This is a genomic window from Nocardia sp. NPDC087230, from assembly GCF_044744725.1.
GTDB lineage: Bacteria > Actinomycetota > Actinomycetes > Mycobacteriales > Mycobacteriaceae > Nocardia > Nocardia canadensis.
Window position 1 is genome coordinate 951,898 of sequence record NZ_JBIUYV010000002.1, and the last position, 25,561, is coordinate 977,458.

Annotated in this window: 16 protein-coding genes and 1 tRNA gene; 10 read left to right on the forward strand and 7 right to left on the reverse strand. The window is 70.2% G+C overall.

The annotated features are described in order from the left end of the window. Positions 1–112: 112 nt before the first annotated feature. Complete coding sequence (locus ACIO52_RS10675; RefSeq protein ID WP_218716105.1) at positions 113–1,582, reverse strand: glutamate synthase subunit beta; 1,470 nt, start codon at positions 1,580–1,582, stop codon at positions 113–115. Next, entirely contained in the window at positions 1,575–6,227 is a 4,653-nt protein-coding gene (gene gltB, locus ACIO52_RS10680; RefSeq protein WP_402643188.1) for a glutamate synthase large subunit, read from the reverse strand. Before gltB ends, ACIO52_RS10675 begins: the two co-directional genes overlap by 8 nt. A 955-nt stretch (positions 6,228–7,182) precedes the next feature. Here gltB and ACIO52_RS10685 point away from each other — a divergent pair. Further along, entirely contained in the window at positions 7,183–9,012 is a 1,830-nt protein-coding gene (locus ACIO52_RS10685; protein WP_402643191.1) for a DUF4407 domain-containing protein, read from the forward strand. A 112-nt stretch (positions 9,013–9,124) separates the two neighbouring features. Here ACIO52_RS10685 and ACIO52_RS10690 read toward each other — a convergent pair whose 3' ends face one another. After that, positions 9,125–10,642, reverse strand: coding sequence for an MFS transporter (locus tag ACIO52_RS10690; protein WP_402643193.1), 1,518 nt, complete (start codon positions 10,640–10,642; stop codon positions 9,125–9,127). A gap of 81 nt (positions 10,643–10,723) precedes the next feature. Between ACIO52_RS10690 and ACIO52_RS10695 the strand changes: the two genes are divergently transcribed. The 6 genes from ACIO52_RS10695 to ACIO52_RS10720 all read left to right on the forward strand — a co-directional run bounded on the left by ACIO52_RS10695 (position 10,724) and on the right by ACIO52_RS10720 (position 17,485). Next, positions 10,724–11,269 carry a TetR/AcrR family transcriptional regulator gene (locus tag ACIO52_RS10695; protein WP_218715860.1) on the forward strand — a complete coding sequence of 182 codons (546 nt, stop codon included), beginning with the start codon at positions 10,724–10,726 and terminating at the stop codon, positions 11,267–11,269. Positions 11,270–11,446: 177 nt separating this feature from the next. Beyond that, entirely contained in the window at positions 11,447–13,054 is a 1,608-nt protein-coding gene (locus ACIO52_RS10700) for an adenylate/guanylate cyclase domain-containing protein (protein ID WP_218715861.1), read from the forward strand. 112 nt (positions 13,055–13,166) lie between these two features. Then, a complete protein-coding gene (locus ACIO52_RS10705; protein ID WP_218715862.1) occupies positions 13,167–14,051 on the forward strand; it encodes a hypothetical protein in 885 nt (294 codons plus the stop codon). Then, a complete protein-coding gene (locus tag ACIO52_RS10710; RefSeq protein WP_402643198.1) occupies positions 14,048–15,199 on the forward strand; it encodes a DUF4129 domain-containing protein in 1,152 nt (383 codons plus the stop codon). The genes ACIO52_RS10705 and ACIO52_RS10710 overlap by 4 nt, the downstream gene beginning before the upstream one ends. Next, entirely contained in the window at positions 15,196–16,185 is a 990-nt protein-coding gene (locus ACIO52_RS10715) for a MoxR family ATPase (RefSeq protein ID WP_218716020.1), read from the forward strand. The genes ACIO52_RS10710 and ACIO52_RS10715 overlap by 4 nt, the downstream gene beginning before the upstream one ends. A 4-nt stretch (positions 16,186–16,189) precedes the next feature. After that, complete coding sequence (locus ACIO52_RS10720) at positions 16,190–17,485, forward strand: DUF58 domain-containing protein (RefSeq protein WP_218716019.1); 1,296 nt, start codon at positions 16,190–16,192, stop codon at positions 17,483–17,485. Positions 17,486–17,575: 90 nt separating this feature from the next. On the opposite strand, the gene ACIO52_RS10725 is transcribed toward ACIO52_RS10720, so the two are convergent. Then, on the reverse strand, positions 17,576–18,322 hold the full coding sequence (locus tag ACIO52_RS10725) for an RDD family protein (protein WP_218716018.1): 747 nt from the start codon (positions 18,320–18,322) through the stop codon (positions 17,576–17,578). 18 nt (positions 18,323–18,340) lie between these two features. Between ACIO52_RS10725 and ACIO52_RS10730 the strand changes: the two genes are divergently transcribed. After that, on the forward strand, positions 18,341–19,375 hold the full coding sequence (locus ACIO52_RS10730; protein ID WP_316573097.1) for a stage II sporulation protein M: 1,035 nt from the start codon (positions 18,341–18,343) through the stop codon (positions 19,373–19,375). A 684-nt stretch (positions 19,376–20,059) separates the two neighbouring features. Here ACIO52_RS10730 and ACIO52_RS10735 read toward each other — a convergent pair. Beyond that, positions 20,060–21,493 carry a hypothetical protein gene (locus ACIO52_RS10735; RefSeq protein WP_402643582.1) on the reverse strand — a complete coding sequence of 478 codons (1,434 nt, stop codon included), beginning with the start codon at positions 21,491–21,493 and terminating at the stop codon, positions 20,060–20,062. Between the two features lie 80 nt (positions 21,494–21,573). Here ACIO52_RS10735 and ACIO52_RS10740 point away from each other — a divergent pair, with 80 nt between their 5' ends. Beyond that, on the forward strand, positions 21,574–22,203 hold the full coding sequence (locus ACIO52_RS10740; RefSeq protein ID WP_402643202.1) for a methyltransferase domain-containing protein: 630 nt from the start codon (positions 21,574–21,576) through the stop codon (positions 22,201–22,203). A 5-nt stretch (positions 22,204–22,208) separates the two neighbouring features. Here ACIO52_RS10740 and ACIO52_RS10745 read toward each other — a convergent pair whose 3' ends face one another. Both ACIO52_RS10745 and ACIO52_RS10750 read right to left on the reverse strand, forming a co-directional pair. Continuing rightward, entirely contained in the window at positions 22,209–23,597 is a 1,389-nt protein-coding gene (locus tag ACIO52_RS10745; protein ID WP_316573096.1) for a DUF1254 domain-containing protein, read from the reverse strand. A gap of 118 nt (positions 23,598–23,715) precedes the next feature. Beyond that, positions 23,716–23,798, reverse strand: a tRNA-Leu gene (locus tag ACIO52_RS10750). Positions 23,799–24,017: 219 nt separating this feature from the next. Here ACIO52_RS10750 and ACIO52_RS10755 point away from each other — a divergent pair. Beyond that, the gene (locus tag ACIO52_RS10755) at positions 24,018–25,424 is read left to right on the forward strand and encodes an FhaA domain-containing protein (protein ID WP_402643205.1); all 1,407 of its coding nucleotides are present in this window, start codon (positions 24,018–24,020) and stop codon (positions 25,422–25,424) included. Positions 25,425–25,561 lie beyond the last annotated feature (137 nt).

Genomic DNA, 25,561 nt, shown 5'->3' on the forward strand with positions numbered 1-25,561 from the left:
GGTACCGAACTCCTTGTGGGCGAACGGCGTTCAGTCCCCTACGCATACCCTGGGCAAACGACGAAGGCGCCCGCGGACTCGGAAGTCCGCGGGCGCCTTGATGGTTCGTGCGTCAGCGCTGGGCGACGGCGGTCGGCGGGATCGGCGCGGGCAGCGCGGTCTCGCCTTCCAGGAACTTGTCCACCGCGGACGCCGCGGCGCGGCCCTCCGCGATCGCCCACACGATGAGCGACTGGCCACGGCCCATATCGCCGGCGACGAAGACGCCGGGGATGTTGGTGGCCCAGTTCTTGTCCCGCTGCACGTTGCCACGGCCGTCGTAACCGACGCCGAGGTCGGTCAGCAGGCCCGGCTTCTGCGGGCCGACGAAGCCCATGGCCAGCAGCACCAGGTCGGCTTCGAGGGTGAAGTCGGTGCCTTCGACCTTCTCGAACCGGCCGTTGGCCATCTTGACCTCGTGCGCCTCGAGACCGGTGACCTTGCCGTCCTTGCCGACGAAACGCTCGGTGTTGACGGAGAACACGCGCTCGCCGCCCTCCTCGTGCGCCGAGGACACCCGGTACATGAGCGGGTAGGTCGGCCACGGGGTGGAACCGGCGCGCTCCTCCGGCGGACGGGGCATGATCTCGAACTGGTGGACCGATTCGGCACCGTGGCGGTGCGAAGTGCCCAGGCAGTCGGCGCCGGTGTCGCCACCACCGATGATGACGACCTTCTTGCCCTTCGCGTGGATGGGCGGCAGGCCGTTCTCGTCGGTGATGTCGTCGCCGAGCTGGACGCGGTTGGCCAGCGGCAGGAACTCCATCGCCTGGTGGATGCCGTCGAGCTCGCGGCCCGGGATCGGCAGGTCACGCGCGATGGTGGCGCCACCGGCGAGCACGATCGCGTCGAAACGCTCCCGCAGCTCCTCGGCGGTGATGTCGACACCGACGTTGACGCCCGGCTTGAAGATGGTGCCTTCGGCCTCCATCTGCGCGAGGCGACGGTCGATGACCGACTTCTCCATCTTGAATTCCGGGATGCCGTAGCGCATCAGACCGCCGATGCGGTCGTCGCGCTCGAACACGGTCACGGTGTGGCCCGCCCGGGTCAGCTGCTGGGCGGCGGCCAAACCGGCCGGGCCCGAACCGACGACGGCGACCTTCTTGCCGGTCAGGCGGGTCGGGTACACCGGGGTGACCCAGCCCTCGTCGAAGGCGTTCTCGATGAGCTCGACCTCGACCTGCTTGATGGTGACCGGCTGCTGGTTGATGCCGAGCACGCACGACGCCTCACACGGAGCCGGGCACAGGCGGCCGGTGAACTCCGGGAAGTTGTTGGTGGCGTGCAGGCGGTCGATGCCCTCGCGCCAGGCACCCTTGTACACCAGGTCGTTCCACTCGGGGATCAGGTTCCCCAGCGGACAGCCGTTGTGACAGAAGGGGATACCGCAGTCCATGCAGCGGCTGGCCTGCTTCTGCAGGGTGTCGTGCGAGAACTTGTCCTCGTAGACCTCTTTCCAGTCGAGCAGTCGCAGCTCGACCGGTCGGCGGGTGGGCAGTTCCCGTGAGGTGTGCTTCAAAAATCCCTGTGGGTCAGCCACGAGCCGCCTCCATGATCGCTTCGTCCACGTCCTTGCCGCTCTTCTCAGCTTCGGAGATGGCGAGCAAAACCTTCTTGTATTCGCGGGGCATGACCTTCACGAAGTGGTTCACCTGCTGGGACCAGTCGCTCAGGATGCGTTCGGCGACAGCCGAACCCGTTTCGTCGCGGTGGGTGGTGATGATGTCGCGCAGCCAGGTGAAGTCGTCACCGGAGAGCTGCTCGATCGCCTCGGCCTGATCCGGGCTGACGCGCGATGCGAGCGTGCCCTCCGGGTCGTAGACGAAGGCGACACCACCGGACATACCGGCGCCGAGGTTGCGGCCGGTGCCACCGAGGATCACCACGCGGCCACCGGTCATGTACTCGAGCGCGTGGTCGCCCACACCCTCGACGACCGCGGTGGCGCCGGAGTTACGGACGGCGAACCGCTCGCCCGCCACACCGTTGATCAGGATCCGGCCGCTGGTCGCGCCGAACATGATCACGTTGCCCGCGATGATGTTGTCCTCGGCGACGAAGCCCTCCGGCGCGGTGAGCGCCGGGCGGACCACGATGTGGCCGCCGGACAGACCCTTGCCGACGTAGTCGTTGGCGTCACCCTGCACGCGCAGCGTGATGCCGGCCGGGACGAACGCGCCGAAGCTGTTGCCCGCCGAACCGTTGAAGGTGATGTCGATGGTGTTGTCGGGCAGGCCCGCGCCACCGTAGAGCTTGGTCACCTCGTGGCCGAGCATGGTGCCGACCGTGCGGTTCACGTTGGTGATCTTGGTTTCGATCTTGACCGCCTGGCCACGCTCGAGCGCGTCGGCGCTCTGCGCGATCAGCTCGTTGTCCAGCGCCTTGTCCAGACCGTGGTCCTGGGTGCCGGTGCACCGGGTGTCCTGGTTCATGAACGCCGTCTCCGGCATGTCCAGGATCGGCGACAGGTCCAGCTTGGCGGCCTTGAAGTGCGCCTTGGCCTTGCTGGTGTCGAGCAGGTCGACGCGGCCGATGGCCTCGTCGAGCGTGCGGAAGCCCAGCTCGGCGAGCAGCTCACGCACCTCCTCGGCGATGAACAGCATGAAGTTCTCGACGAACTCCGGCTTGCCGGAGAAGCGCTCGCGCAGCACCGGGTTCTGGGTCGCGATGCCGACCGGGCAGGTGTCGAGGTGGCACACGCGCATCATGATGCAGCCCGATACGACCAGCGGAGCGGTCGCGAAACCGAACTCCTCGGCGCCGAGCAGGGCGGCGATCATCACGTCGCGACCGGTCTTCATCTGACCGTCGACCTGGACCACGATGCGGTCGCGCAGGCCGTTGAGCAGCAGGGTCTGCTGGGTCTCGGCCAGGCCGAGCTCCCAGGGGCCACCCGCGTGCTTGAGCGAGGTCAGCGGCGAGGCGCCGGTGCCGCCGTCGTGGCCCGAGATGAGCACGACGTCGGCGTGCGCCTTGGACACACCGGTGGCGACGGTGCCGACGCCCGGCTCCGCGACGAGTTTCACGTGAATCCGCGCCTGCGGGTTCGCGTTCTTCAGATCGTGGATCAGCTGCGCCAGGTCCTCGATCGAGTAGATGTCGTGGTGCGGCGGCGGGGAGATCAGGCCGACGCCCGGCGTGGAGTGCCGCACCTCGGCGACCCACGGGTACACCTTGTGCGCGGGCAGCTGGCCGCCCTCGCCCGGCTTGGCGCCCTGGGCCATCTTGATCTGGATGTCGGTGGCGTTGGTCAGGTAGTGCGCGGTGACGCCGAAGCGACCCGAGGCGACCTGCTTGATCGCCGAACGACGCCAGTCACCGTTCTCCTCGACCTCGAAGCGGGCCGGGCTCTCGCCGCCCTCACCGGAGTTCGAGCGCGCGCCGAGGCGGTTCATCGCGATCGCCAGGGTCTCGTGCGACTCGGCCGAGATGGAGCCGTAGCTCATCGCGCCGGTCGAGAACCGCTTGACGATCTCGGCGGCCGACTCGACCTCGTCGATCGAGATCGACTCGCGCTGACCGGTCTTTAACTTGAACAGGCCACGCAGCGCGGCCAGCCGCTCGGACTGGTCGTCGACCAGCTTGGTGTACTCCTTGAAGATCGAGTACTGACCGGTGCGGGTCGCGTGCTGCAGCTTGAACACCGTGTCCGGGTTGAACAGGTGGTACTCGCCCTCACGACGCCACTGGTACTCGCCGCCGACCTCGAGCTCGCGGTGCGCGCGCTCGTTGCGGTTCTCCAGGAACGCGGTGCGGTGGCGGATGGCCACCTCTTCGGCGATCTCGTCCAGGCCGATGCCGCCCAGCGGCGAGCGCAGGCCGGTGAAGTACTCGTCGACCAGATCCTGCGCCAGGCCGATGACCTGGTACAGCTGGGCGCCGTTGTAGGAGGCGAGGGTGGAGATGCCCATCTTCGACATCACCTTGAGCACGCCGTTGCTGGCCGCGGTGCAGTAGTTCGCGACGGCCTTGCGGAAGTCGGCGGCCAGGTCACCGGTCGAGCCGGGGATCTGCAGCGAGCCGCGCTCGAGCATGTCCTCGATGGTCTCGAAGGCCATGTACGGGTTGATCGCGGCGGCGCCGAAACCGACCAGCATCGCCATGTGGTGCACCTCGCGGGCGTCACCGGCCTCGACGACCAGGCCGACCATGGTGCGGGTGCGCTCGCGCACCAGGTGGTGGTGCACCGAGGAGGTGAGCAGCAGCGACGGGATCGGCGCCAGCTTCTCGTTGGACTCGCGGTCGGACAGCACGATGATCCGCGCGCCGCCGTCGATGGCCGCCGACACCTGGGTGTTGATCGCGGCCAGGGCCTTGCGCATGCCCTCGCCGCCCTCGGCGACCGGGTACAGACCGCGCACGACCACCGAGCGCAGGCCGGGGTGGCTGCCGTCGTCGTTGATGTGGACCAGCTTGGCCAGCTCGTCGTTGTCCAGGATCGGCTGCTCGAGCGCGATCTGCTGGCACGACTCGGGGCCGGGGTGCAGCAGGTCGGCCTCGGGGCCGATGTTGCGCTTGAGGCTGGTGACTACCTTCTCGCGGATGGCGTCCAGCGGCGGGTTGGTGACCTGCGCGAACAGCTGGGAGAAGTAGTCGAACAGCAGACGCGACCGGTTCGACAGCACCGCGATCGGGGTGTCGGTACCCATCGAGCCCAGCGCTTCGCCGCCGGTCTTGGCCATCGGGGTGATCAGCAGGTTCAGGTCCTCGGTGGTGTAACCGAAGATCTGCTGACGGATCAGCACGCGGTCGTGCGACATGTGCACGTGCGGACGGTCGGGCAGGTCGGCCAGGCGGCTCACGCCGGCGTCGAGCCACTCCTGGTACGGCTGCGCGGCGGCCAGCTCGGACTTGAGCTCGTCATCGGTGACGATGCGGCCCGCCTCGGTGTCGACCAGGAACATCTTGCCCGGCTGCAGGCGGATCTTCTGGACCACGGTGGAGGGGTCGATGTCGAGGACGCCGACCTCGGAGGCGAGCACGACCAGGCCGTCCTCGGTCACCCAGATGCGACCGGGGCGCAGGCCGTTGCGGTCGAGCACGGCGCCGATCTTCTTGCCGTCGGAGAAGCAGACGGCGGCGGGGCCGTCCCAGGGCTCCATCAGCATGGAGTGGTACTCGTAGAACGCCCGCCGCTGCGGGTCCATGTTCTCGTTGCGTTCCCAGGCCTCGGGAATCATCATCAGGATCGCGTGGTGCAAGTCGCGGCCGCCGAGGTGCAGCAGCTCCAGCACCTCGTCGAAGCGCGCGGTGTCACTCGCACCCGGCGTACAGACGGGGAAGATCTTCTGCAGCCGGTTCTTGCCCGCCTCGTCCTTGCCGAAGACGTCCGAACGCAGCAGCGCCTCACGGGCGCGCATCCAGTTCTCGTTACCGGTGACGGTGTTGATCTCACCGTTGTGGGCGACCCGGCGGAACGGGTGCGCCAGCGGCCACGAGGGGAAGGTGTTGGTGGAGAAGCGCGAGTGCACGATGCCGATGGCCGACTCGACGCGCTCGTCCTGCAGGTCCAGGTAGAACGCGCGCAGCTGCGGCGTGGTGAACATGCCCTTGTAGATGAAGGTCTCGCCGGACAGGCTCGGGAAGTACACCGATTCCTTGCCGACGGTGCCCTCACCGGGGCCTGCCTTGCCGAGCTCGTGCTCGATCCGCTTGCGGATGACGTAGGCGCGACGCTCCAGGTCCATGCCGGAGAGCTGCTCGGCGGAGTTCTTGGGCGAGCCGATGAAGATCTGCCGGAAGGTCGGCATGGCGTCGCGGGCCAGGGCGCCCAGCGAGGACTCGTCGATCGGCACCTCGCGCCAGCCGAGCACGGCCAGGCCCTCTTCGGTGACGATCTTGTCCACGCCGTAGGCGGCACGCGCGGCCTCACGACGGGCCTGGGGCAGGAAGGCGATGCCGGTCGCGTAGGAGCCGACCGGAGGCAACTCGAAGTCGACGATCGCGCGGAAGAACTTGTCCGGGAGCTGGATCAGGATGCCCGCGCCGTCGCCGGAGTTCGGCTCGGCGCCCGCGGCACCGCGGTGCTCCAGGTTCAGCAGGGCCGTGATGGCCTTGTCGACGATGTCTCGACTGCGTCGTCCGTGCATGTCGGCGACGAACGCGACGCCGCAGGCGTCGTGCTCGAATGCCGGATCGTAGAGCCCGGTGGCACCGGGTGACCTGTGGCCAGGAAGTTGCGTCATGCCTCTGCCTTCAAGAAAGTCGGCTGTCGATGAGATCGGCCGCTCAGCGAGCTGAGTTGGGCCCTTCGTCGTTTCGCCTCCGTCAAGACTGCGTCCGTACGATCCGAAACCAGCGGCGATGATGGTTTGCGGCGTGCAGTCACGTCTCCAGTTGTCCACCCGCTTCGTTGACGTAGTGGGTGCTCAGAGGTAACGGAACGCTTACACATCCCTTACCTCCGCGCGGGGGTTCACCCGCTACTCTTGGCCCGGTTTCACCGGACCCCGAAACAGGTGGTTGTACCGAACAGGGGTGCGTTCGGCGTAAGAGCAAACGATAAGTCAGACCGCAGACCCAACCAACTAAGGTCGTGCTAAGAAACCTGTCTAGCTGGGGTTTGTAACGGCGGCATGCTTCGTCGCGCGCGTCGTCCAGTGTAAAGCAGAGCGAGGGCCGGATCGATCCCGGACAACCCGCGCCGACCTGCGCGAACACCGTGGCGAAGCAGGCCAGAACCGGCTGCCGACCCAGGGCCGAAAGCTGAACTCACCTGCACCGCAGCAGAATTCCCCGACAATGCCCAGGTCAAACCTGTGCGCTCCGCTAACCGGGACGGAAGCGGTGAGATATTTCCGACAGCGGCCCCGACGTGGCATCGCAGTGATCCAACCGTTCGGTCTGTATCGAGTTTGTGTGCCACAGCACACCTCTGGCTAATTCTGGAACAGTGGCGTTCGCCACAACAGGGGCTCTACCAACCGGTAGGTACGAATCGCCGACGTCGACACGCCGGGCGGGCCTGGGCATCCAGCCCGCGCCACCGACTCGCACCGATGCCGGGCTCCTACTACTGTGAGGCTGACCACAAGGGGGTCGTCGACACTCGGTGTGTCGGGTCGCTGCCTGTCACGCTGACACAACGAATCCATGACAGTTTCGCCATGCCCAGTGGAGCGCACGACCCGGGGAGAACCTATGACCGGCACACTCACCTGGCTCGGCGGAGGCCTCGCCTCGCCCCGGCGCCGGGATCCCGAAACGGGCTCCGACCTGGCCTACAACCATGAACAGGGCGGCTACGTCGTCACCGGTGCCGCCGTGCTGTTGTTCGCCGCGGTCGCCGGGATCGTCACCGCCGCCGCCCTGGCCGCCGCCGACGGGATCGGCGCGTTCGCCGTCGTCGCGCTCGCGCTGGTCGTCGCGGTGGCCGCCGCCGCGCTGGGCCGCGCGCTGGCCACCACCAGGCCCGGCGCCGCCGACCGCGCGAGCACCGCTGCCAGGATCGGCGTCGGCGTGCTGGCCGGCGTGCTCGTCGCCGAACTGGCCTCGACCGTGCTGCTCGGCGGCACCGTCGACCGGGAGCTGGACGTGCGCGCGCAGGCGAGTGCCGAGAACGCCCCGGGCGTGGTCGCCGCGCGGGCCGAGTTCGACCGGGCGAGCGCCGACCGGGCCGCCCTGGACGTGAGCATCGCCAAGGCGCAGGCCGATATCGACCGCGCGCTGGTCATCGCCCGCTGTGAGTACAACCCGACGCCGGAGTGCCCGCAGACCAGGATCACCGGCGTCCCCGGCCGCGGTCCCGAGGCCCAGACGGCCAACGACATGCTCGACGATTCCCGCAGGCAGCTCGCCGCCGCGCAGGCCCGCACCGATCAGCTCGACCAGCAGGTCCGCACCGAGACCGCCGAGCTGGCCGCCGCCCGCGCCACCGCGTTCGCCGAGGCCGACCGGGGGCTCGGCGCCCGCTGGCTGGCCATGAACGGCTACACCGCCGACCACGCCGGGGCCGCCGCGCTGCGGGCGCTGATCCTGCTGGCCGGGGTCCTGCTCGCCCTGCTGCCCCTGCTGCTGCGGTGGTGGCGCGGGGAGACCTCGCTGGACCGCCGGGTCGACGCCGAGGAGGTGGCCGACCGGGCCCAGCGCGAGGCCGACGCGGCCATCGCGGTGAAGCGGGCCGAGGTGCGCACCGAGGCGGCTGCCCTGCGCGCCGATCACGAACTCGCCGCGGCGCGCCTGGCCATCGAGGCCGATACCGTCATCGATCGAGAACGTCAGCGCACCAGGATCATCGCCGCCATCGGCGGCTTCGAGCTCGGGATCACCGAGCCGCATCGAAAGGACGACTCCGTGGCTCTGGAGCCGAACGTCTCCCAGCAGCAGCTGCCCGCCGGGTACCTGCCCACCGCGCTGCCCGCCGCCGCGCCGCAGGCCGGTGCGCTGGTGCCGGCCCAGCCGGTCGCCGCCGCGCCCGCGCAGGCCCCGACCGGGGGCGGCGGACTCGAGCTGCCGATCATCGGCACCGTGCCGTTCACCGACACCGCCGCCCGCTGGATCCGTCCGCTGGTGCCGTCCTTCGTCGCCAACGCGATCGACTCGGCCACGCACCCGCTGCGCACCGCGCGGCAGGCGTTCGAGGAGGTCGAGGAGGTCACCTTCACGCTGCGCCGCAGCCGCAAGGTCACCGTCGACACCCAGGATTCGCAGGCCCAGCAGCAGATGATGGCGCCGCCCGGCTACCAGCTGCCGGGTCAGCCCGCGCAGGGCTACCTGCCCGCCGGGTACCCCCAGCAGGGCGCTCCGCAGTACCACCCGTACGCCCAGCAGATCGCCTCGACCGTCGTCGACGCGCCGTCGACCCGGTACCACCCGGACCCGCGCCAGTACCAGGCCGCGCCGACCTACACCGCGCTGCCCGCCGGCCAGGGCAACACCCTGCCGACCGCGGACGGCTACGGAGAACTCCCCGGCGGCAACGCCAACGAGCTCCCCGGCGGCGATCAGCGTCAGCTGCCGCCCGCGCGCTGAGCGTCGGGTCGGACGGTTCCCTCGCGGGCGTCCGACCGACCCCGCCGCCGAGGCGACCTGACGACAACCGAGCCGCCGTGGGGCCGGATCGACACCGGCCCCACGGCGGTACTCACGCGCGGGTGTTCTTCGTCCGCACCGCGCCGTAGGCGGCGAACAGCAGCACCGCGACGATGCCGAGCACCGTCAGATGGATGCCGCTGACGAACGCCTGATTCGCCGAGGACAAGAACTCCTGCGCCACCGCGGCCGGCAGCTCCCGCGCGACCTCGACCGCGCCGCTGAGCGATCCCGATGCCGTCGCCACCGCGTCGTCCGGCAGCAGGGACAGATCGAGCCCGCGGCGGAAGATCGCCATCACGGTGCTGCCGAGCAGGGCGACACCGAGCGCGAGACCGGTCTCGTAGGCGGTCTCCGAGATCGCCGCCGCGGCACCGGCGCGTTCCGCCGGCGCCGAGCCGACGACCAGGTCGGCGGCCACGGTCATGGCCACCCCGGCGCCGAGGCCGATGCCGACGAAGCCGAGCACGAACGCCTCGGCGCCGCTGACCGCGTCGACCAGGAGGAAGGCCGCCGCGCCGAACGCGGTGACCACCAGCGCGCCGGCCAGCACGACCGCCGCGCGCCAGCGCCGCACCAGCCACGCCGCCGCGAGCGAACCGAGCACGCTGGCCGCGAGCCCGGGCAGCATCAGCAGCCCGGCCTCCAGCGGCGAGCGACCGAGCACCAGCTGCAGGTACTGCGAGCCGAAGAACAGCACACCGGCCAGCGCGAACACCGCGAGCAGGTTGGTGAACACCGCGACGCGGAACCGGGGCAGCGCGAACAGCCGCAGGTCCAGCATCGGATCGGCCAGGCGACGCTGCCTGCGGACGAACAGCACGCCGGCGAGCACACCGGCCAGACCGACCAGCAGCGCGGCCACGGTCGGGCCGTGCGCGGCGGTTTCCTTCACCGCGTAGACCACGGGGACCAGCGCGAGCATCGACAACACCGCGCTGAGCGCGTCGAACCGGCCCGGGTTCGGGTCGCGCGATTCGGGGATGAGCAGCGGCGCGAGCGCCAGCAGCACCAGCATGACCGGCAGGTTCACCAGGAATACCGAGCCCCACCAGAAGTGCTCGAGCAGCCAGCCGCCGACCAGTGGACCGGCCGCGGCGCCACCACCGGCCATCGCGCTCCACACACCGATCGCCAGGGTGCGCTGCCGCGCGTCCTGGAACATCGAGCGGATCAGGCCCAGCGTGGCCGGCATCAGCGTGGCACCGGCGACACCCTGCAGTACGCGCGCGGCGATGAGCATCTCGGGCGAGACCGCCCAGGCGGCCAGCGCCGAGGCGATGCCGAAGCCGACGGCGCCGATCAGCAGCAGCCTGCGCCTGCCGATCCGGTCGCCGAGGTTGCCCATCACGACCAGCAGGCCGGCGAGCACGAACGAATAGACGTCGATGATCCACAGCAGCTGCGGGGTGCTCGGGGCGAGGTCGGCGCTGATCGCGGGCACGGCCAGGTCGAGCACGGTCGCGTCGACGGCGAGCAGCAGTAAGGCGAGGGCCAGCACACCGAGGCCCGCCCACTCGCGCGCGGTGGCGCGCGGCGGGGCGGCGGCGGTGGTGACAGGGGTGTTCATCGGTTTCTCGACTTTCTGAGTTGGTAAACCGTCCAGACGGTACAGTAACAGAAAGACCGTCCAGACGGTACAGTGATCGCCGTGAGCCCCGGCACCCGCGATCGCATCCTCGACGCCCTGGAGACCCTGCTGCTCGAACGCGGCGCGGCCCAGATGACCCTCGACAACGTCGCCGCCGCGGCGGGCGTATCCAAGGGCGGGCTGCTCTATCACTTCAAGAGCAAGGACGCCCTGCTCGTCGGCCTGGTCGAACGACTCGGCGACCGCGCCGGCACCCAGCTCGCCGAGATGCGGGCGAACGGCACCCCGGTCGCGGAGTGGTACCTCCAGACGCCCGACCCCACAACCCAGGCCGACGCGGTCGAACTCGCGCTGTACCGCTCCCTGCTGGCGACCATGCGCACCATCGACGCCTCGGCGGGGACCGACCCCGACGAGGTGCAACGGGCCCTCGACGGCGTCATGACGGCCTGGTCGGACGGCCTCGACGACGAGGTGGACGACCCCGTCCGCGCCGACACCATCCGCCTGGTCGGCGACGGCGTCTACCTGCGCGCCCTGCTCGGCCTGCCGCAGCTCGAGCCCGCCCGCTACCGCGCGGTCGTGGATCGGCTGCTCGAGCGCTGAGCACAACAATCTCAGTGGACATGTGTACTCCGAACCGATTCCGGACCGGACCGCGCGCACATATCCGCCGACCGTGATCAAAAACTGACCACTGACTGGTCATATAGCACGGCCCGTTAATCAGTGACCTGGGCTACACATTGTGGCAACTCACGACACTCGGTTTACAGTGCGAGAGTGATCCACAGCAACGGACCGAAGGGCGCGGCGCCGTGGGGCTCACCGCTGCTCGGTCCGGTCGAGGAGAAGTCGTCCATCCGGCGCGTCCGCGTGCAGCTGCTGCTGACTGTGCCGTTGCTGGTGGCCAACCTGATCGGCATCACGATGATCGTGGTGCTCGCCGGGTTCGTGCTGCCCGGTCCGACCGTCTTCACCAGGCAGCTGCTGCTGATCAACGCCGTCTTCACACCGCTGTGCGCGGTCCTCGCGCTGGCGATCGGCACCGTGTGGGGCACCGTCGCCGGCCTGCGCACCATGCGCTGGGCCACCGACCCCGACCACGTACCGACCCCGCCCGAACAGCGGGTCGCGGTGTCGGCGCCGCGCTGGATGGTGTTGCAGCAGGCGGTGCTGTGGTCCCTGGCGCTGGTCACGCTGACGATCGTCTACGGCGTGGCCGATCCGGCGCTGATCCCCAAGGTCGGGCTGTCCATCGGCGCCGCGGGCATCGTGGTGTGCGCCAACAGCTATCTGATCGTGGAATTCGCGCTGCGGCCGGTGACCGCGCGGGTGCTGCAAGCCGACCCGCACCGGCGCCGCGGCATCGGCGTGTTCGGCCGGACCATGCTGTCGTGGCTGGTCGGCGTCGGGATTCCGGTGGCGCTGTCGATGATCGTCGCGGTGTGGGCGCTGGCCGACCCCGCGGTGAGCAAGGCCAGGCTGGCGGTCTGTGTGCTCAGCCTCGGCGGCTCGGCGCTGCTGTTCGGGATGTTGCTGATGGCCCAGGTCGTCGCCGCGACGGTCGCCCCCATCAAAGGTGTGCGCCAGGCGCTGCGCCGGGTGGAGGACGGCGATCTCGACACCGAGATCACCCTGTACGACGGCACCGAACTCGGCGATCTACAGAGCGGTTTCAACCGGATGGTGCACGGCCTGCGCGAGCGCGCGCTGATCGAGGACCTGTTCGGCAAGCACGTCGGCCACGACGTGGCGATGGCCGCGATCGCCTCCCGGCCGGTGCTCGGCGGCACCGAGACCGAGGCCGCCGCCCTGTTCATCGACATCATCGGCTCGACCACGATGGCCGCCACCCGGCCCGCGCCCGAGATCGTCGGCATCCTCAACCGCTTCTTCGACATCGTCGTCGACGAGGTGGAACGCCATGGCGGCCTGCTCAACAAGTTCGAAGGCGACGCCGCCCTGGCCGTCTTCGGCACCCCCGCTCCCCTGCCCGACCTGGCGGGCTCGGCTCTGTCCTGCGGCCGCGCCATCCAGCGCCGACTGCGCGACGCCTCCGACCTGAACGCGGGCATCGGCGTCGCCGCGGGCCGGGTCGTCGCGGGCAATGTGGGCACCCACAACCGCTATGAGTTCACCGTCATCGGCGACGCGGTCAACGAGGCGGCCCGCCTGTGCGAGCTGTCGAAGAACTACGACGAACGCCTCCTCAGCTCGGCGACCACCCTCGCCCGCGCCGCCGCCACCGAGACCGCCCACTGGGACCTCGGCGAAACCGTCACCCTCCGAGGCAGACTCACCCCCACCCAGCTGGCCCTACCCAGAATCTCGGCGCGCACCCCGGACCCCACCGCGACGAACGCACAGTCGACGACCGACGTGCGCTGATCCGGACCACCTCACCCGACCCCCACGCCCCGACCCCGACGAGGGGCAGACGACGCGGACGGCCGCGACACGAGCGCGCCGGTGCTGCGACAACCCGGCTAGACTCGCCGACGTGCGTCCCGCCGTCGAAGCGGTCGGCGCCGTCGGGGCGGGAACCGATCCGGCACCGGCGTCCGTGCCGGCGCCACCCTCTCCGCCGACGGTACCGATCCGGCCCCTGCGTTTCCGCGAACTGCTCGACGAGCCGTTCGCCCTGATCCAGGCCCACATTCGGGCGCTGTCGACCCTCGGCGCCTGCGCGCTCGTGGCGGCCGTACTCGGCGTGCTCGGGGTGACCGGCCTCGTCTCGCACTTGACCGACGGCTCCGACACGGGCACGGCGTGGGCCGCGATCCTGGCCACGGCGGCGTTTCTCTGGCTGCTGCGCCTGGTGTTGCGCGGCGCGACCGTCGCGATCGCGCTCGCCGACTTCGGTGGGGTGCGCCTCGGCGCGATCGCCGGGTTGCGGGCGGCCGCCCGGCGCGCCGGTCCGCTGCTGCTCGCGCAGATCATGTTCACGCTCACCGGCATCGGGGTCCTGCTGGTCGGCAGCCTGCTGATCATCACCTATCCGCTGGCGCTGCTGTGGTTGTCGAACGTGCGGGCACGACGGTTCGTCGCCGAGCCGGTGATCGTCGGCGAGCACGCCGGATTCGGCGCGGCGATCGCCCGGTCGAAGGAACTGGTGCAGGGGGCCGATTGGACCGTGGCCGGCCTGTGGCTCACCCAGCGGGTCATCTTCGCCGTCCTCGCGGTGCCCGCGTTCGGCGTGCCCTTCTATCTGTCCGACTTCTCCGGCACGCATCGCTGGGCGTTCATCACGCTGCTGGTCGGCGGGCTGCTGCTGGTGGTGACGATCAGCGAGATCGTCGAGGCCACCAGTCGCGCCGTCTGCTACATCGACCGGCGGTGCGCCCGCGAGGGTATGGACATCGCGATCCCCGGTGAGTCCCGATGAGCGACAGCCGCTTCCCCGATCCGGCTGCCGCCGACGCCCCGCCGCCCGGCCCCGGCGCGTGGCGGCCCGGTCCGGGCGGTCCGTCCGCTGTCGACGACGAGCGGCACCTCGGCGCGACGCGACAGCTCGGCTCCGGTCCGCCGCCACCGCCCCGGCTCGGCGCGGCCGCCGAGCATCGGGCCGCCGCCGAGAACGCCGCCGCCCACCGCGACTACGACCGCGCGCTGCGGGAACGCTTCCGCGCCGTGTTGCGTGCCCTCGAGCAGGGCGGCACCCTGCCGGTCCGGCGCTCGCGCACCGCGCAGGAGACCGCCGACGACGCGACGACCGCGCTCCCGCTGGAGCAGTCCACCGAATTGCATCCGGCGGCACGCAGTTTCGACGAGGTCGTCTACGGCGGCCGCGCCGCCACCGAGGACGAGTACCGCAGACTCGAATACGCCGACCGCTACTCCCAGTCCGCGCCGCCGCCGGTCGCCGAGCCGGTCGAACTCGAGATCGCCGAGCGCGCGCCCAGGCGGCGCAGGCAGCTTCCGCCGCTGCCCGCACTGCTGCGCAGTCCCAAGTTCTGGGCGACGCTGGCAGCGGTCCTGGCGCTGTGCCTGCTGCTGTACGCCACGATGCAGTCGTGCGGCGCGCCCGACGCACCGCCGCCCCCCGACGTTCCCGACCTGCCCGATCCCCCTGATCCGCCCGATGATTCGGACTACGACCCCGATTTCGGCGCGGGCAAGGACTCGATCTTCACCAGCCTGCCCGCCTGGCTGGCCTTCGGCGGGTTGCAGTTCCTGATCGCCTTCGGCGTGCTGATGTGGTGGCGGGGCCGCAGGCGCGGCGCGCTCGTCGGCGAACCGCGACCGGTCGAAGTCGCCGCGAACGAACTGCTCGCGGGCCAGGCGGGCCTGTACCGTCGCTCCGGCGATGTCGAGCACGTGGCCCGGACGCTGCGCACGGCGACGCTGCGCCGGATCCGGCCGCGCCTGGGCGCGCGCGATCTGACCGACGATCAGCTCGTCGCCGCGGCGGCCACCCGCCTCGGCGCGCCCGCTCAGCAGATCGGCACCGTCCTGTTCGGCCCGGTGCCGGACGAGACGACCCTGTATTACGTTGCCGCACACCTCGAATGGATCGAGACGGAGCTCGGATGACCGACATCACCAAGAACACCACCCCGCAGCCGAGCGCGGCGGAAGCCGGTGCGGCGCTGGCCGCCCTGCGCACCGAGATCGGCAAGGCCGTGGTCGGCAACGACCAGGCCGTGCTGTACCTGGTGCTCGCGCTGCTGTGCCGCGGCCACGTGCTGCTGGAAGGCGTTCCCGGCGTGGCCAAGACGCTGCTGGTCCGGGCGCTGGCCACCTCGCTGGCGCTCGACCACGCCCGGGTGCAGTTCACTCCCGACCTGATGCCGGGCGATGTCACCGGTTCGCAGATCTACGACCCGCATTCGGCCGAGTTCACCTTCCGCCAGGGCCCGGTGTTCACCAATCTGCTGCTGGCCGACGAGATCAACCGCACCCCGCCGAAGACGCAGTCCTCGCTGCTGGAATCGATGGAGGAGCGGCAGGTCTCGGTGGACGGACAGCCGCGACCGCTGCCGGAGCCGTTCGTCGTCGTCGCGACCCAGAACCCGATCGAGCAGGAGGGCACCTACCCGCTGCCCGAGGCCCAGCTCGACCGGTTCCTGTTCAAAGTCGACATCCGGCTGCCCGACCGCGACGACGAGTTCCGCATCCTGCAGCGGCACGCGAGCGGCTTCGACCCGCGTGACCTCGGCGCCGCCGGGTTGCGTCCGGTGGCCGGTCCCGAACACATCGCGGCCGCCCGCGCCGCGATCGCGCAGGTCACGGTGAGTCCCGAGGTGCTGGCCTACATCGTCGACCTGTGCCGCGCCACGCGCAGCTCGCCCGCCGTCGCGCACGGCGCCTCCACCCGTGGCGCGACCGCGCTGCTGGCGGCCGCGCGCGCGTTGGCCTGGCTGAACGGGCGCGGCTACGTCACCCCCGACGATGTGAAGACCGTGGCGGTCCCGGTGCTGCGGCACCGGCTGCAGTTGCGGCCCGAGGCCGAGCTGGACGGGGTGAGCACCGAGGGCGTGCTCTCGTCGTTGCTGGTCTCGGTGCCGGTTCCGGTGTAGCGGCGTGGTCGTCACAGGCCGGTTCGCGCTGCTCGCGGCGATCGCGGGCGCGCTGGTGATGTTCCTGGTGCCGTCGTGGGTGGGCGTGGTCGGCGCGAGTGCCGCGCTGCTCGCGCTCGCCGTATTCGACCTCGCCCTCACCGCGCGGGCCGACACGCTCACCCTCACCCGCGATCCGCTGACGGTGGTGCGGCTCGGCCGCGGCGCCGAGGTCGAACTCGTGGTCACCAATACCGGCACGGCCACCGTGCGCGGCCTGCTGTGGGACGCCTGGCCCGACAGCGCGCGGGCCGATCACCGCGCCCATCGGCTCGACCTGGCACCGCGCACCCGCGTCCGGCTGCGCACCGCGCTCACCCCCACCTATCGCGGTGACCGGGTGGCCGGTCCCGTCACCGTGCGGCTGCTCGGTCCGCTGGGGCTGGCGGGCAGGCAGTCCCGTATCCCTGTGCCCGCCCGGGTGCGCGCCTTGCCGCCGTTCCGCAGCGAACGGCTGCTGCGATCGAAGGTGAAGCGGCTGCACCATCTCGAGGGCCGCAATGTCGCGAACACGCGCGGCCAGGGCACCGAGTTCGACTCGTTTCGCGAGTACGTCGCGGGCGACGACGTGCGCAGCATCGACTGGCGGGCCACCGCCCGCGCCGCCGACGTCCTCGTGCGCACCTGGCGGCCCGAACGCAACCGGCACGTGCTGATGGTGCTCGACACCGGCCGGGCCAGCGCGGGCCGCGTCGGCGACGGCACGCGACTGGATTCCTCGATCGAGGCGGCGCTGCTGCTCGGTGGGCTGGCCGCGGCCGCAGGCGATACCGTCGACCTGCTCGCCTACGACCGGCGGGTGCGGGCCGAGGTGACCGGCGCGGGCGGACATCAGCTGCCGCTCAAACTTATGCACACCCTCGCCGGAGTGACCCCACAGCTTGTGGATACCGACACCACCGGCCTGGTGCGGACCGTGATCTCCCGGGTCCGCAGGCGGGCGCTGATCGTGTGGTTCACCAGCCTGGACGGCCCGACGGTCACCGAGCATCTGCTGCCCGCGCTGCCGACGCTCACCAAGCGGCACCGGGTCCTGATCGTCTCGGTCACCGACCCGGAGATCGCCGCCGCCGCCCGTGATCGCTCCACCGCCGAGGCGGTCTACACCGCGGCGGCGGCCGAGACCGTGCTGGCCGAGCGGGCGCTCGTGCAGGAATCTCTGCGCAGGCGCGGGGTCGCGGTGGTCGCGGCGGCACCCGACCAGCTGCCCGAAGCACTCGCCGACGAGTACCTGGAGCTGAAGCAGTCCGGCTCCCTGTGAGTTGTGGACAACCGGAGTTGTCCCCCGTCGCTCACAGCCCATCCACCGGTTGACCAACATGTTGTGCACAGGGCCAGGTCATCCACAGGCTCAGGCGCGCGAAACCTGCTGTCGCCGAGCCAGCACCGCGCCGAGCACGTGATACGGCGGATACCCGGTCGGCACCGGGCGCTGCACGGCGGCGCACACCGCGGTCACCAGCTGGGTGCCGAGATGATGTTGCGCGGCCGGGGTGAGCGTGCGCAACCGGGTCAGATACTGGCGGACTGCACCGGCCAGCTCGTCGGACAGGCCACTCGGGTCGAGCTGGGCCGCCCAACCGCTCAGCCACGGCGGCGCGACGGCGAGCGCGGGCATCGGCAGGCTCTGCCGGGTGTGCACGACCACGGTTCCGGCGAGCACGTCACCCACCCGTCTGGCATCACGCGAACACAGCGAGCTGATCACCGCGACCGCCCCGAAGGCGCCGAGCATCCAGAAATCCACGATGGCGCCGGCCAGCCCGCGGGTCAGCGCGTGCCGGAAATCGATCGGCCCCGCGTCGGCGCGCACCACCCGCAGCCCGAAGGCCAGCTTCCCGATCGAGCGACCCCGCGAGACCGTCTCGCTGCACACCGGATAGACGATGAGCACCGTCACCAGCGTGACCACCCCGGTGACGTCGTACCAGGCCGAGTCGGCGTCGGCCGCGATCAGCGCCAGCACCGCGCCGTAGGCGAGCATGAACGCGAGGGTGAGCTGGAGGCACAGGTCGAGCAGGAAGGCGCCCGCACGGCTGGGGATCCGCGCGATCGGGAGCTCGAGCGCCACCGCTTCGCCGGTGGTGAATTCAGCCATGTGGCTAGCATTCCCGATATGGACACCGACGCCTACAGCTGGGCGCATCAACGGTCGTGGCATCGGTTGGATCAGCTGGTCCGCCAGCGCAAGCTGTCCGGCGCCGAGGCCGACGAACTCGTCCGGTTGTACCGGGCGGCTTCGCAACAGCTTGCGAAGATCCAGGGTCAGCCGGCCGATCCCGATCTCGTCGCCGGGCTCAGCGTGCTGCTCGCCCGGGCCAGGGGGCGGGTGCTGGCGGCCCGATCGCAGCCCTGGCGGGAGATCGGCCGGTTCTTCACCCGGCACTTTCCCGCGGCTGTGTATCGCGCGTGGCCGTGGTGGGTGGGGGTCGCCGCGATCTTCCTCGCCGTCGCCGCTGTCATCGCGGTACTTGTGGACAACTCCGCGGCGGCCAGGAAAGCACTGGGGATACCGGAGGGCGACACCGATATCGTCACCGGACCTGGGGGAACGTTCGAGACCTACTACACCGAGCACCCCAACGACGCCTTCGCCGCCCAGGTGTGGACCCACAACTCGCTGGTCTCGGCGATCGCGTTGTTCACCGGCGTGCTGATCCTGCCCGCTGTGTACGCCCTGTTCATGAACGCGCTGAATCTGGGGATAACCGGTGGATTGATGGCCGACGCGGGCCGGCTCGAATCCTTCTTCGGCTTCATCCTCCCGCACGGCACCTTGGAGCTGACCGCGCTGTTCGTCGCGGGCGGGGTGGGGTTGAAGCTGGGCTGGACGCTGGTCGACCCCGGCCGGCGTAGCCGCGCGGCCGCCATGGCCCGGCAGGGCAAGGTGACCGCGACGGTGGCGCTCGGCCTGGTCGCGGTGCTGCTGGTGTGCGGTCTGCTGGAGGGCTTCGTGACGCCGAGTCCGCTGCCCGCGCCGGTGCGGATCGCCTTCGGGTTCGCCGCCGAGGCGGCATTCCTGTTCTACGTGTTCGGCATCGGGCGCCGGGTGGCCGAGGAGCAGGACGCCGCGGCCGCGCTGCCGCCCGCCCTGCCCGATCCCGCCGACCGTTGGCTGACACCGACCGCAAAGGCGCTGTACCGCGCCTGAACTCGCATCTGCACGTGCATTTGAACGGCAGGCAACTCTGAGCACACCTCGCCGAAACGGCGCCGGACAATCGGCAGCTACGCGAGGTTACGAGATGGTGTCGAACTCCCCCATTTGAGTTCCGCTGGCCGCAGCGAGTCGGGCTCGAGCTGCGGCCAGCGTTACCGTCAACTGTACACAATCGTTATGCCCACGCAACCCCCAACGCGCAGGTCCGGGGTACTGATTGCGAACCAGCAAACATCTGTGAAGGCACCGATTTTCACAGTCTCAGCTAACTTCCGGCGCTACCCCGAAGCCGCTCTCGCCCGCACCGAGAATTCACCTACGGCAAACCTTCGAAATCGACTCACCCATCACTCGCCATCGCGCGGCGCCGGTATTCCCGGCGGTTGCCGATGATCTTGCAAACGTGCTTGCATAGCCGATCACCTGCGGATTCGGCAACGGAATTTCGATAGCCTGAGTCGAATCGCGATAAAAGAGACTCGAAGTTTGTTTACAGGGCTGCAAACAAGATCAGCGCCTAGCAATCAGGCCGTAGCGCCTGTCACGAGGCCATAATTTGGACAGGCGACCGGTTGCGAACGGTCCGCCGAACGGCGTGAGATCGGCACGCGAACGCCCGGAATACGGCCCGCTCCCGGCACTGTGATCTTCGCCTCACACAGGCATAGGCCGTGCTCAGCCGACCCGGACGACCCCCGTCACCGTGCCCTGCAGCAGAGCGCCGCCGTGGGTGATGAGCGCCGCCATCTGCAACGGGTCCTCCGCGACGGTGCCGGGCAGCACTCGCGCGGCGCGGACCGCACCGGTCGCCGGATCGAGGACGACGTACTCGAAACCGTCCAGCGGCGTCGTCGCCTCGGGCCCGACGCGACGCAGGGTGTGGATACCGCCGTCGGCCAGCGACAGGCGCGGCACGGCGGCGCTGCGCACCGGGCTGTCCCACACCGGCACACAGCCGTCGGCGGTCAGGTCGACCCTGGTCAGCCCGCCGTGGAAGGGCGCGGTCGCGGGGACGGCGGGCCCGGCGCCCTCGGGCACCGTCGGGTAGGGATAGCCGTAGGTGCTCGCGACGAAGATCGACGTGCCCACCGCGATCGGCGAATTCTCGCTGCCCGCGCCCGCCATGGTGAGCACCGGCACCGAGCAGACCCGCTCGCCCGACCCCGACCGCAGCACGAGCAGATTCACCCGGCCGTCGGCGTTGTCGACGATGGTGAGGTACTCGTCGCCGGTGACCGGACCGAAGTAGGTCGGGGTCGATCCGGTGCCCCAGCTGAGCTGGCCCGGCTTGCGCGCCGCGCCGCGATCGTAGGGCGCGCGCCAGAGCACCTCGGGCAGGCCGTCTTTCGCGCGCAGTTCGTAGAGCGCGTGTGTAGTCGCCACGGCCACACCGCCGTTCGGCGCCGAGGAGATGCTGTTGGCGATCTGTTCGCCGGTGGGCAGCCGCACCGTCGACACCCGGCCCGCGTGATCGGCGAATCCGACGACGCCGTGCCCGGTCGCGAACCAGACGTCGCCCGACCAGTCCGGAACCAGCCCGGTCACGTTGTCGCCCTGGGGAATCGATCCGGACAGGTCGGCCTGTTCCGCGGCCCGCAGCCAGTACCGGCCGTCGCCGTCGCGACCGTGCGCGACGCGCAGCAGTCGCCGGTTGCCGTCGACGACCACGAGTTGATCCTCGTTGTCGAGGTAGGCGTACACACCGCCGAGCAGGCTGCCCTTGGCCAGCGGCAGCGTCGCGAGCGCGCCGGTGATCGGGCCGGGGGCCGCCGGATCGAGCAGGAACACCGTCGGGGTCTGGCCCGCGATGGCGGTGCACAGCCCCACCACCAGGCCGTCGGCGCCTTCGAGCAGCGTCGGGCAGGCCGCGCCGAGGGGATACACGGTCACCGGCGCGCCCGGCGCCGGACCGGCGAGCGGGGTGACATCGGAGGAACCCGCGTCGCCGTGCATGGTCGCCGTGCCGAGCGGACCGAGGAACGGATTGGCCGCCGCGAGCGGACCGGTGACCGGCCGCGCGGTCTCGGCGCTCGCCGGTCCGGCGCAGGCACAGGCCGCCGCGAGGGCGACAGCGGCGAGGCGGACGGCGGCGCGGCGGCGGGGAGAGATCACGGGCTGTATCGAACCGCACCGCGCGCGCGAGCGGAAGGTTTCGGATCCGTGTCACCGCGCACGCCTACGATGATCCCATGCCCGGGGTCAAGGATCGACTGCTCACGACCGTCGCCGATCAGCTCGGCAATCCGCACGGAACGCTCGGCAAGGTCGTCGCTTTCGTTCTCAACCGCGGCAACAAGCGCGCCATCGCCGCCGCCGTCGACGCGACGGGGGTGGCCGCGGGCGCGACGGTCGCCGATATCGGCTTCGGCGGCGGTATCGGGCTGACGCTGCTGCTCGACCGGGTCGGCCCCGGTGGTGTGGTGCACGGCATCGAGCCCTCGGCCGACATGCTCGCCCGCGCCCGCTCGGGGTTCGCCGGGGACGGGCGCATCGTCTTGGCCGAGGGCACCCTCACCGCGCTGCCGCTGCCCGACGCGAGCCTGGACGCGGCGATCACCGTCAACACCCTCTACTTCCTCGACGAGTTGCCCGCCGCCTGCGCCGAGCTGGCTCGCGTCCTGCGGCCGGGCGGCGCGGCGGTGGTCGGGATCGGCGATCCCGACGCGATGGCCGCGATGCCGTTCACGCCGTATGGATTCACCCTGCGGCCCGTCGCCGACGTCGTCGCGGCGCTGGCCGGCGCCGGCCTGACGGTCGAGCAGCGCACCCTGGCCAACCCGCCGATTCCGCATCACCTGCTGATCGCCCGCAAGGACTGAGCGGATCAGCGGATCTCGGTGATGTCGCCCAGTTTCCAGCTGCGGTCGAAGTACGGCTCGAGCGGCCCGTAGAACCGGGCGTAGGCGAACCAGTGCTTGCCGGGGAGGGTCTGGATCCAATTGCTCGCACCGGCACTGGGCGGCGTCGGCCCGAAGTACAGATCGACCGAACCGTCGGCGTTGGTCACCAGCTCCGCGTCGCGGGAACCGCGGTCGCCGCGCTGCTGCGCGTTGTCGATGAGGCAGCGGGTCCACGCGTCGTAGACGGTGATCGACCAGAACAGCGCGGCGGGCGGGTCGGCGGGCACCCGCACCGTGTAGGACTTGCCGCCGTCGAGCCACGCGCCCGCCGCATCGGTGTACGCGCCGAGATAGGCCTGCCCGACGCCGGGCGTCTGGCTCTTCATGGCCGCGGAGAAACTGACGGCTTCGTAGAACCACGCCGCCCTTTCCAACAGCTGGTCGTAGTACCGCGTGCGCTGATCGGACCGGTCGAGCTGGAGCACCAGATCCCACTGCCGGTCCGGCCAGTACGACGCGCCGGGGAAGCGTTTGGCGAACGAATTCGCCTGTGCCATCAGCTCACCCGCCGCGGCGGCCTCGGTCAACAGCGCTGTGGTCCGCTCGTCCGGGGCGAACGGCTTGTCCTTCTCGATGCCGAGCTGGGCGAGCATCGCCAGGTGGAAGCGGTCCCGTTCGTCGACGATCTCGCGCTGGTAGATGTCGTGCAGGCGAACCCAATAGTCCATCCCGCGTGGCTGATCGCCGGTCCACGCCCGGCCTGCCGGAGAGATCAACCTGGTGGTCGGGGCCGTCCCGGTGACCGGCCGTATCCGGACCTGGTCGACCAGCGCGCGGGCCCGGTCCGGGTCGGGGTCGAGGGTTCGGAACCCGAACATCACGTTCATCCCGGTGGCCTGGTGGCGGAAGTGCTCGCCGTCGAGCTGGGGCTCGGGCATGCCGGGCGGAATGATCAGGTGCTCGCCGCCCTTGCCCTGATCGGGGCCCATCTCCCCCAGGATGCCGAACTCACGCTGCCAGAAGTCGGAGAACCCGCCCGCGGTGTGTCCCGGCGGCACCGACACGATCAGGGGGCCGGTGGCGCCGAGATCGATGAAGTTGAGGATGTACGGCGTGGTGGCGTTCGCGGTGATCAGACCGAGCCGGTCCTGGTAACTCACGTAGTGCACCAGGTCGTAGTCGCCGGCGCCGAACACGTCCCGGTGCTGGGTCTGCCACTGGGCGTAGGACACCAGCGGCAGTGCCCAGAGATAGGCCTGACACGCCATCTGATAGTCGAGCTCGTCGAAGATCAAGGGCAGGTCGGCACGTGCGGGGAGCTCACCATCGGCGCGAACACGCCCGAGGCGGCCGGGAAGTAGCGGGTTCACCATCGCCCGAACCTAACGGCGACGACAGCGCGTTACCTCACACGAATCGGGTGACATCCTGGGGAATGCCGGCAGAAACGACCAGAGGCCCGATCCTGATGGATCGAGCCTCTGGTCTCTGTGGGCGAAGGGGGACTTGAACCCCCACGTCCTTACGGACACTGGCACCTGAAGCCAGCGCGTCTGCCATTCCGCCACTCGCCCGAGCGACTGGAAAAATCTAACATGCTCCGCCGTCGAAAATAAAATCGACCCTCTGACCTGCGGCGATGCGAGCGGATTCGGCTCGGGAACCGGGGCGGTTCGCCGGGAGTTACAGGGTTGGAGGATCGTGGATATCATGCAAGGAACGTGGTCGGGTCCGGACACGCCGTAACCAGCGTGTCGACCTGGTCGGACACGCGCACCGAAGGGAGGGCTGTGATGGGCATCGTGTCGAGATTCGAGCGTCGCTTACAGGGCGCCGTCGGTGACGTGTTCGCGAGGGCTTTCGGCGGCAGCGTCGTTCCCCAGGAGGTGGAGGCCGCGCTGCAGCGCGAAGCCGCAGATCAGGTCCAGGATCTGGGCGGTGGGCACAAGCTCGCGCCGAACAGTTACGTGATCACGATCAACGAATCCGATCACGGAAAACTCGATGCCGATCACGACCTCACGACCAAGGCGTTCGCCAAACATCTGCACGATTACATCCGCGAGCAGGGCTGGCAGACCTACGGCGAAGTACACGTGGCGTTCGAGGCATCACCTACGCTGCACACCGGAATGTTCAGAGCGAGCGGCCGCGTCGACCCCGACGCCGGTCGCGGGACCGCCCCACCTCGCCCCGAACCGCCACAACGACCCGCACACCCGCAACCAGGAGCTGGCCCCATGACGCACAACTCAGGCTACGAGCCGAGCCGAGAGCCCGCGGAGTCCGATCCACGCAATCGCGGGTACGCGCCGCCGCCCGCCCGCGGTGCGGCTCCTGGCGGTGCCTACCCCGACGAGTACGGCCAGCAGGGCGGCTACGGCGCCCAGCCCGGTTACGGCGAGCCCGGCTACGACCAGCAGGGCGGGTACCAGAACGGGTACGACAACGCGGGCGGCCAGGCCGGCTACGGCCAGCAGGGCGGCTACGGCGCCCAGCCCGCCTACGGCGAGCCCGGCTATGACCAGCAGGGCGGCTACGGCCAGCAGGCCTACAGTCAGCAGGGTGGGTACGGCCAGCAGGGCTATGCCGAGCCGGGCTACGACCAGCAGGGCGGCTACGGCCAGAACGGTTACGCCGATCCGCAGCCCGGTTACGGACAGCAGCCCGGCTACGGCCAGCAGGGTTACGCCGAGCCCGGCTACGACCAGCAGGGCGGCTACGGCCAGAACGGTTACGCCGACCCGGGCTACGGCCAGCAGGGCTACGCCGATCCGCAGCAGGGCTACGGCCAGCAGGCCGGTTACGGCCAGGAGGAGCAGGCGGGTTACGGCCAGCAGGGCGGTTACGGCGCCCAGCCGCAGGGCTACGGCCAGCCCGCCGCCGGTGCCGGATACGGCGCCGCCCAGTCCAGCTACTCGGCCACCCTGCAGCTCGACGACGGCAGCGGCCGCACATACCAGCTCCGCGAGGGCAGCAACATCATCGGCCGCGGCCAGGACGCGCACTTCCGCCTGCCCGACACCGGTGTGTCGCGCCGCCACATCGAAGTGCGCTGGGACGGCCAGACCGCGATGCTCTCGGATCTGGGTTCCACCAACGGAACCCTGGTGAACGGCTCGCCCGTACAGGATTGGCAGCTCGCCGACGGCGACGTCATCCGGGCCGGACATTCGGAGATCCTGATCCGTATCGTCTGATCCCGTAAGCTGCGCGGTGCAGGTCACGAGTCGACGCCGTCGGCCCTATGATGCTGCCATCACACGCACGGCCCCGACCTCGGGGCCCGCAAGCCAGCACGCTGGTGGGGGTGGTTCGCCCCGCACCTGCCGTACCG

Bases quoted from the DNA above. Each gene is read 5' to 3' on its own strand.
- ACIO52_RS10745 (WP_316573096.1), bottom strand. From the start codon at position 23,597: ATGGTGAACCCGCTACTTCCCGGCCGCCTCGGGCGTGTTCGCGCCGAT.
- ACIO52_RS10755 (WP_402643205.1), top strand. From the start codon at position 24,018: ATGGGCATCGTGTCGAGATTCGAGCGTCGCTTACAGGGCGCCGTCGGT.
- ACIO52_RS10730 (WP_316573097.1), top strand. From the start codon at position 18,341: ATGGACACCGACGCCTACAGCTGGGCGCATCAACGGTCGTGGCATCGG.
- ACIO52_RS10710 (WP_402643198.1), top strand. From the start codon at position 14,048: ATGAGCGACAGCCGCTTCCCCGATCCGGCTGCCGCCGACGCCCCGCCG.
- ACIO52_RS10740 (WP_402643202.1), top strand. From the start codon at position 21,574: ATGCCCGGGGTCAAGGATCGACTGCTCACGACCGTCGCCGATCAGCTC.
- ACIO52_RS10715 (WP_218716020.1), top strand. From the start codon at position 15,196: ATGACCGACATCACCAAGAACACCACCCCGCAGCCGAGCGCGGCGGAA.
- ACIO52_RS10685 (WP_402643191.1), top strand. From the start codon at position 7,183: ATGACCGGCACACTCACCTGGCTCGGCGGAGGCCTCGCCTCGCCCCGG.
- gltB (WP_402643188.1), bottom strand. From the start codon at position 6,227: ATGACGCAACTTCCTGGCCACAGGTCACCCGGTGCCACCGGGCTCTAC.
- ACIO52_RS10690 (WP_402643193.1), bottom strand. From the start codon at position 10,642: ATGAACACCCCTGTCACCACCGCCGCCGCCCCGCCGCGCGCCACCGCG.
- ACIO52_RS10725 (WP_218716018.1), bottom strand. From the start codon at position 18,322: ATGGCTGAATTCACCACCGGCGAAGCGGTGGCGCTCGAGCTCCCGATC.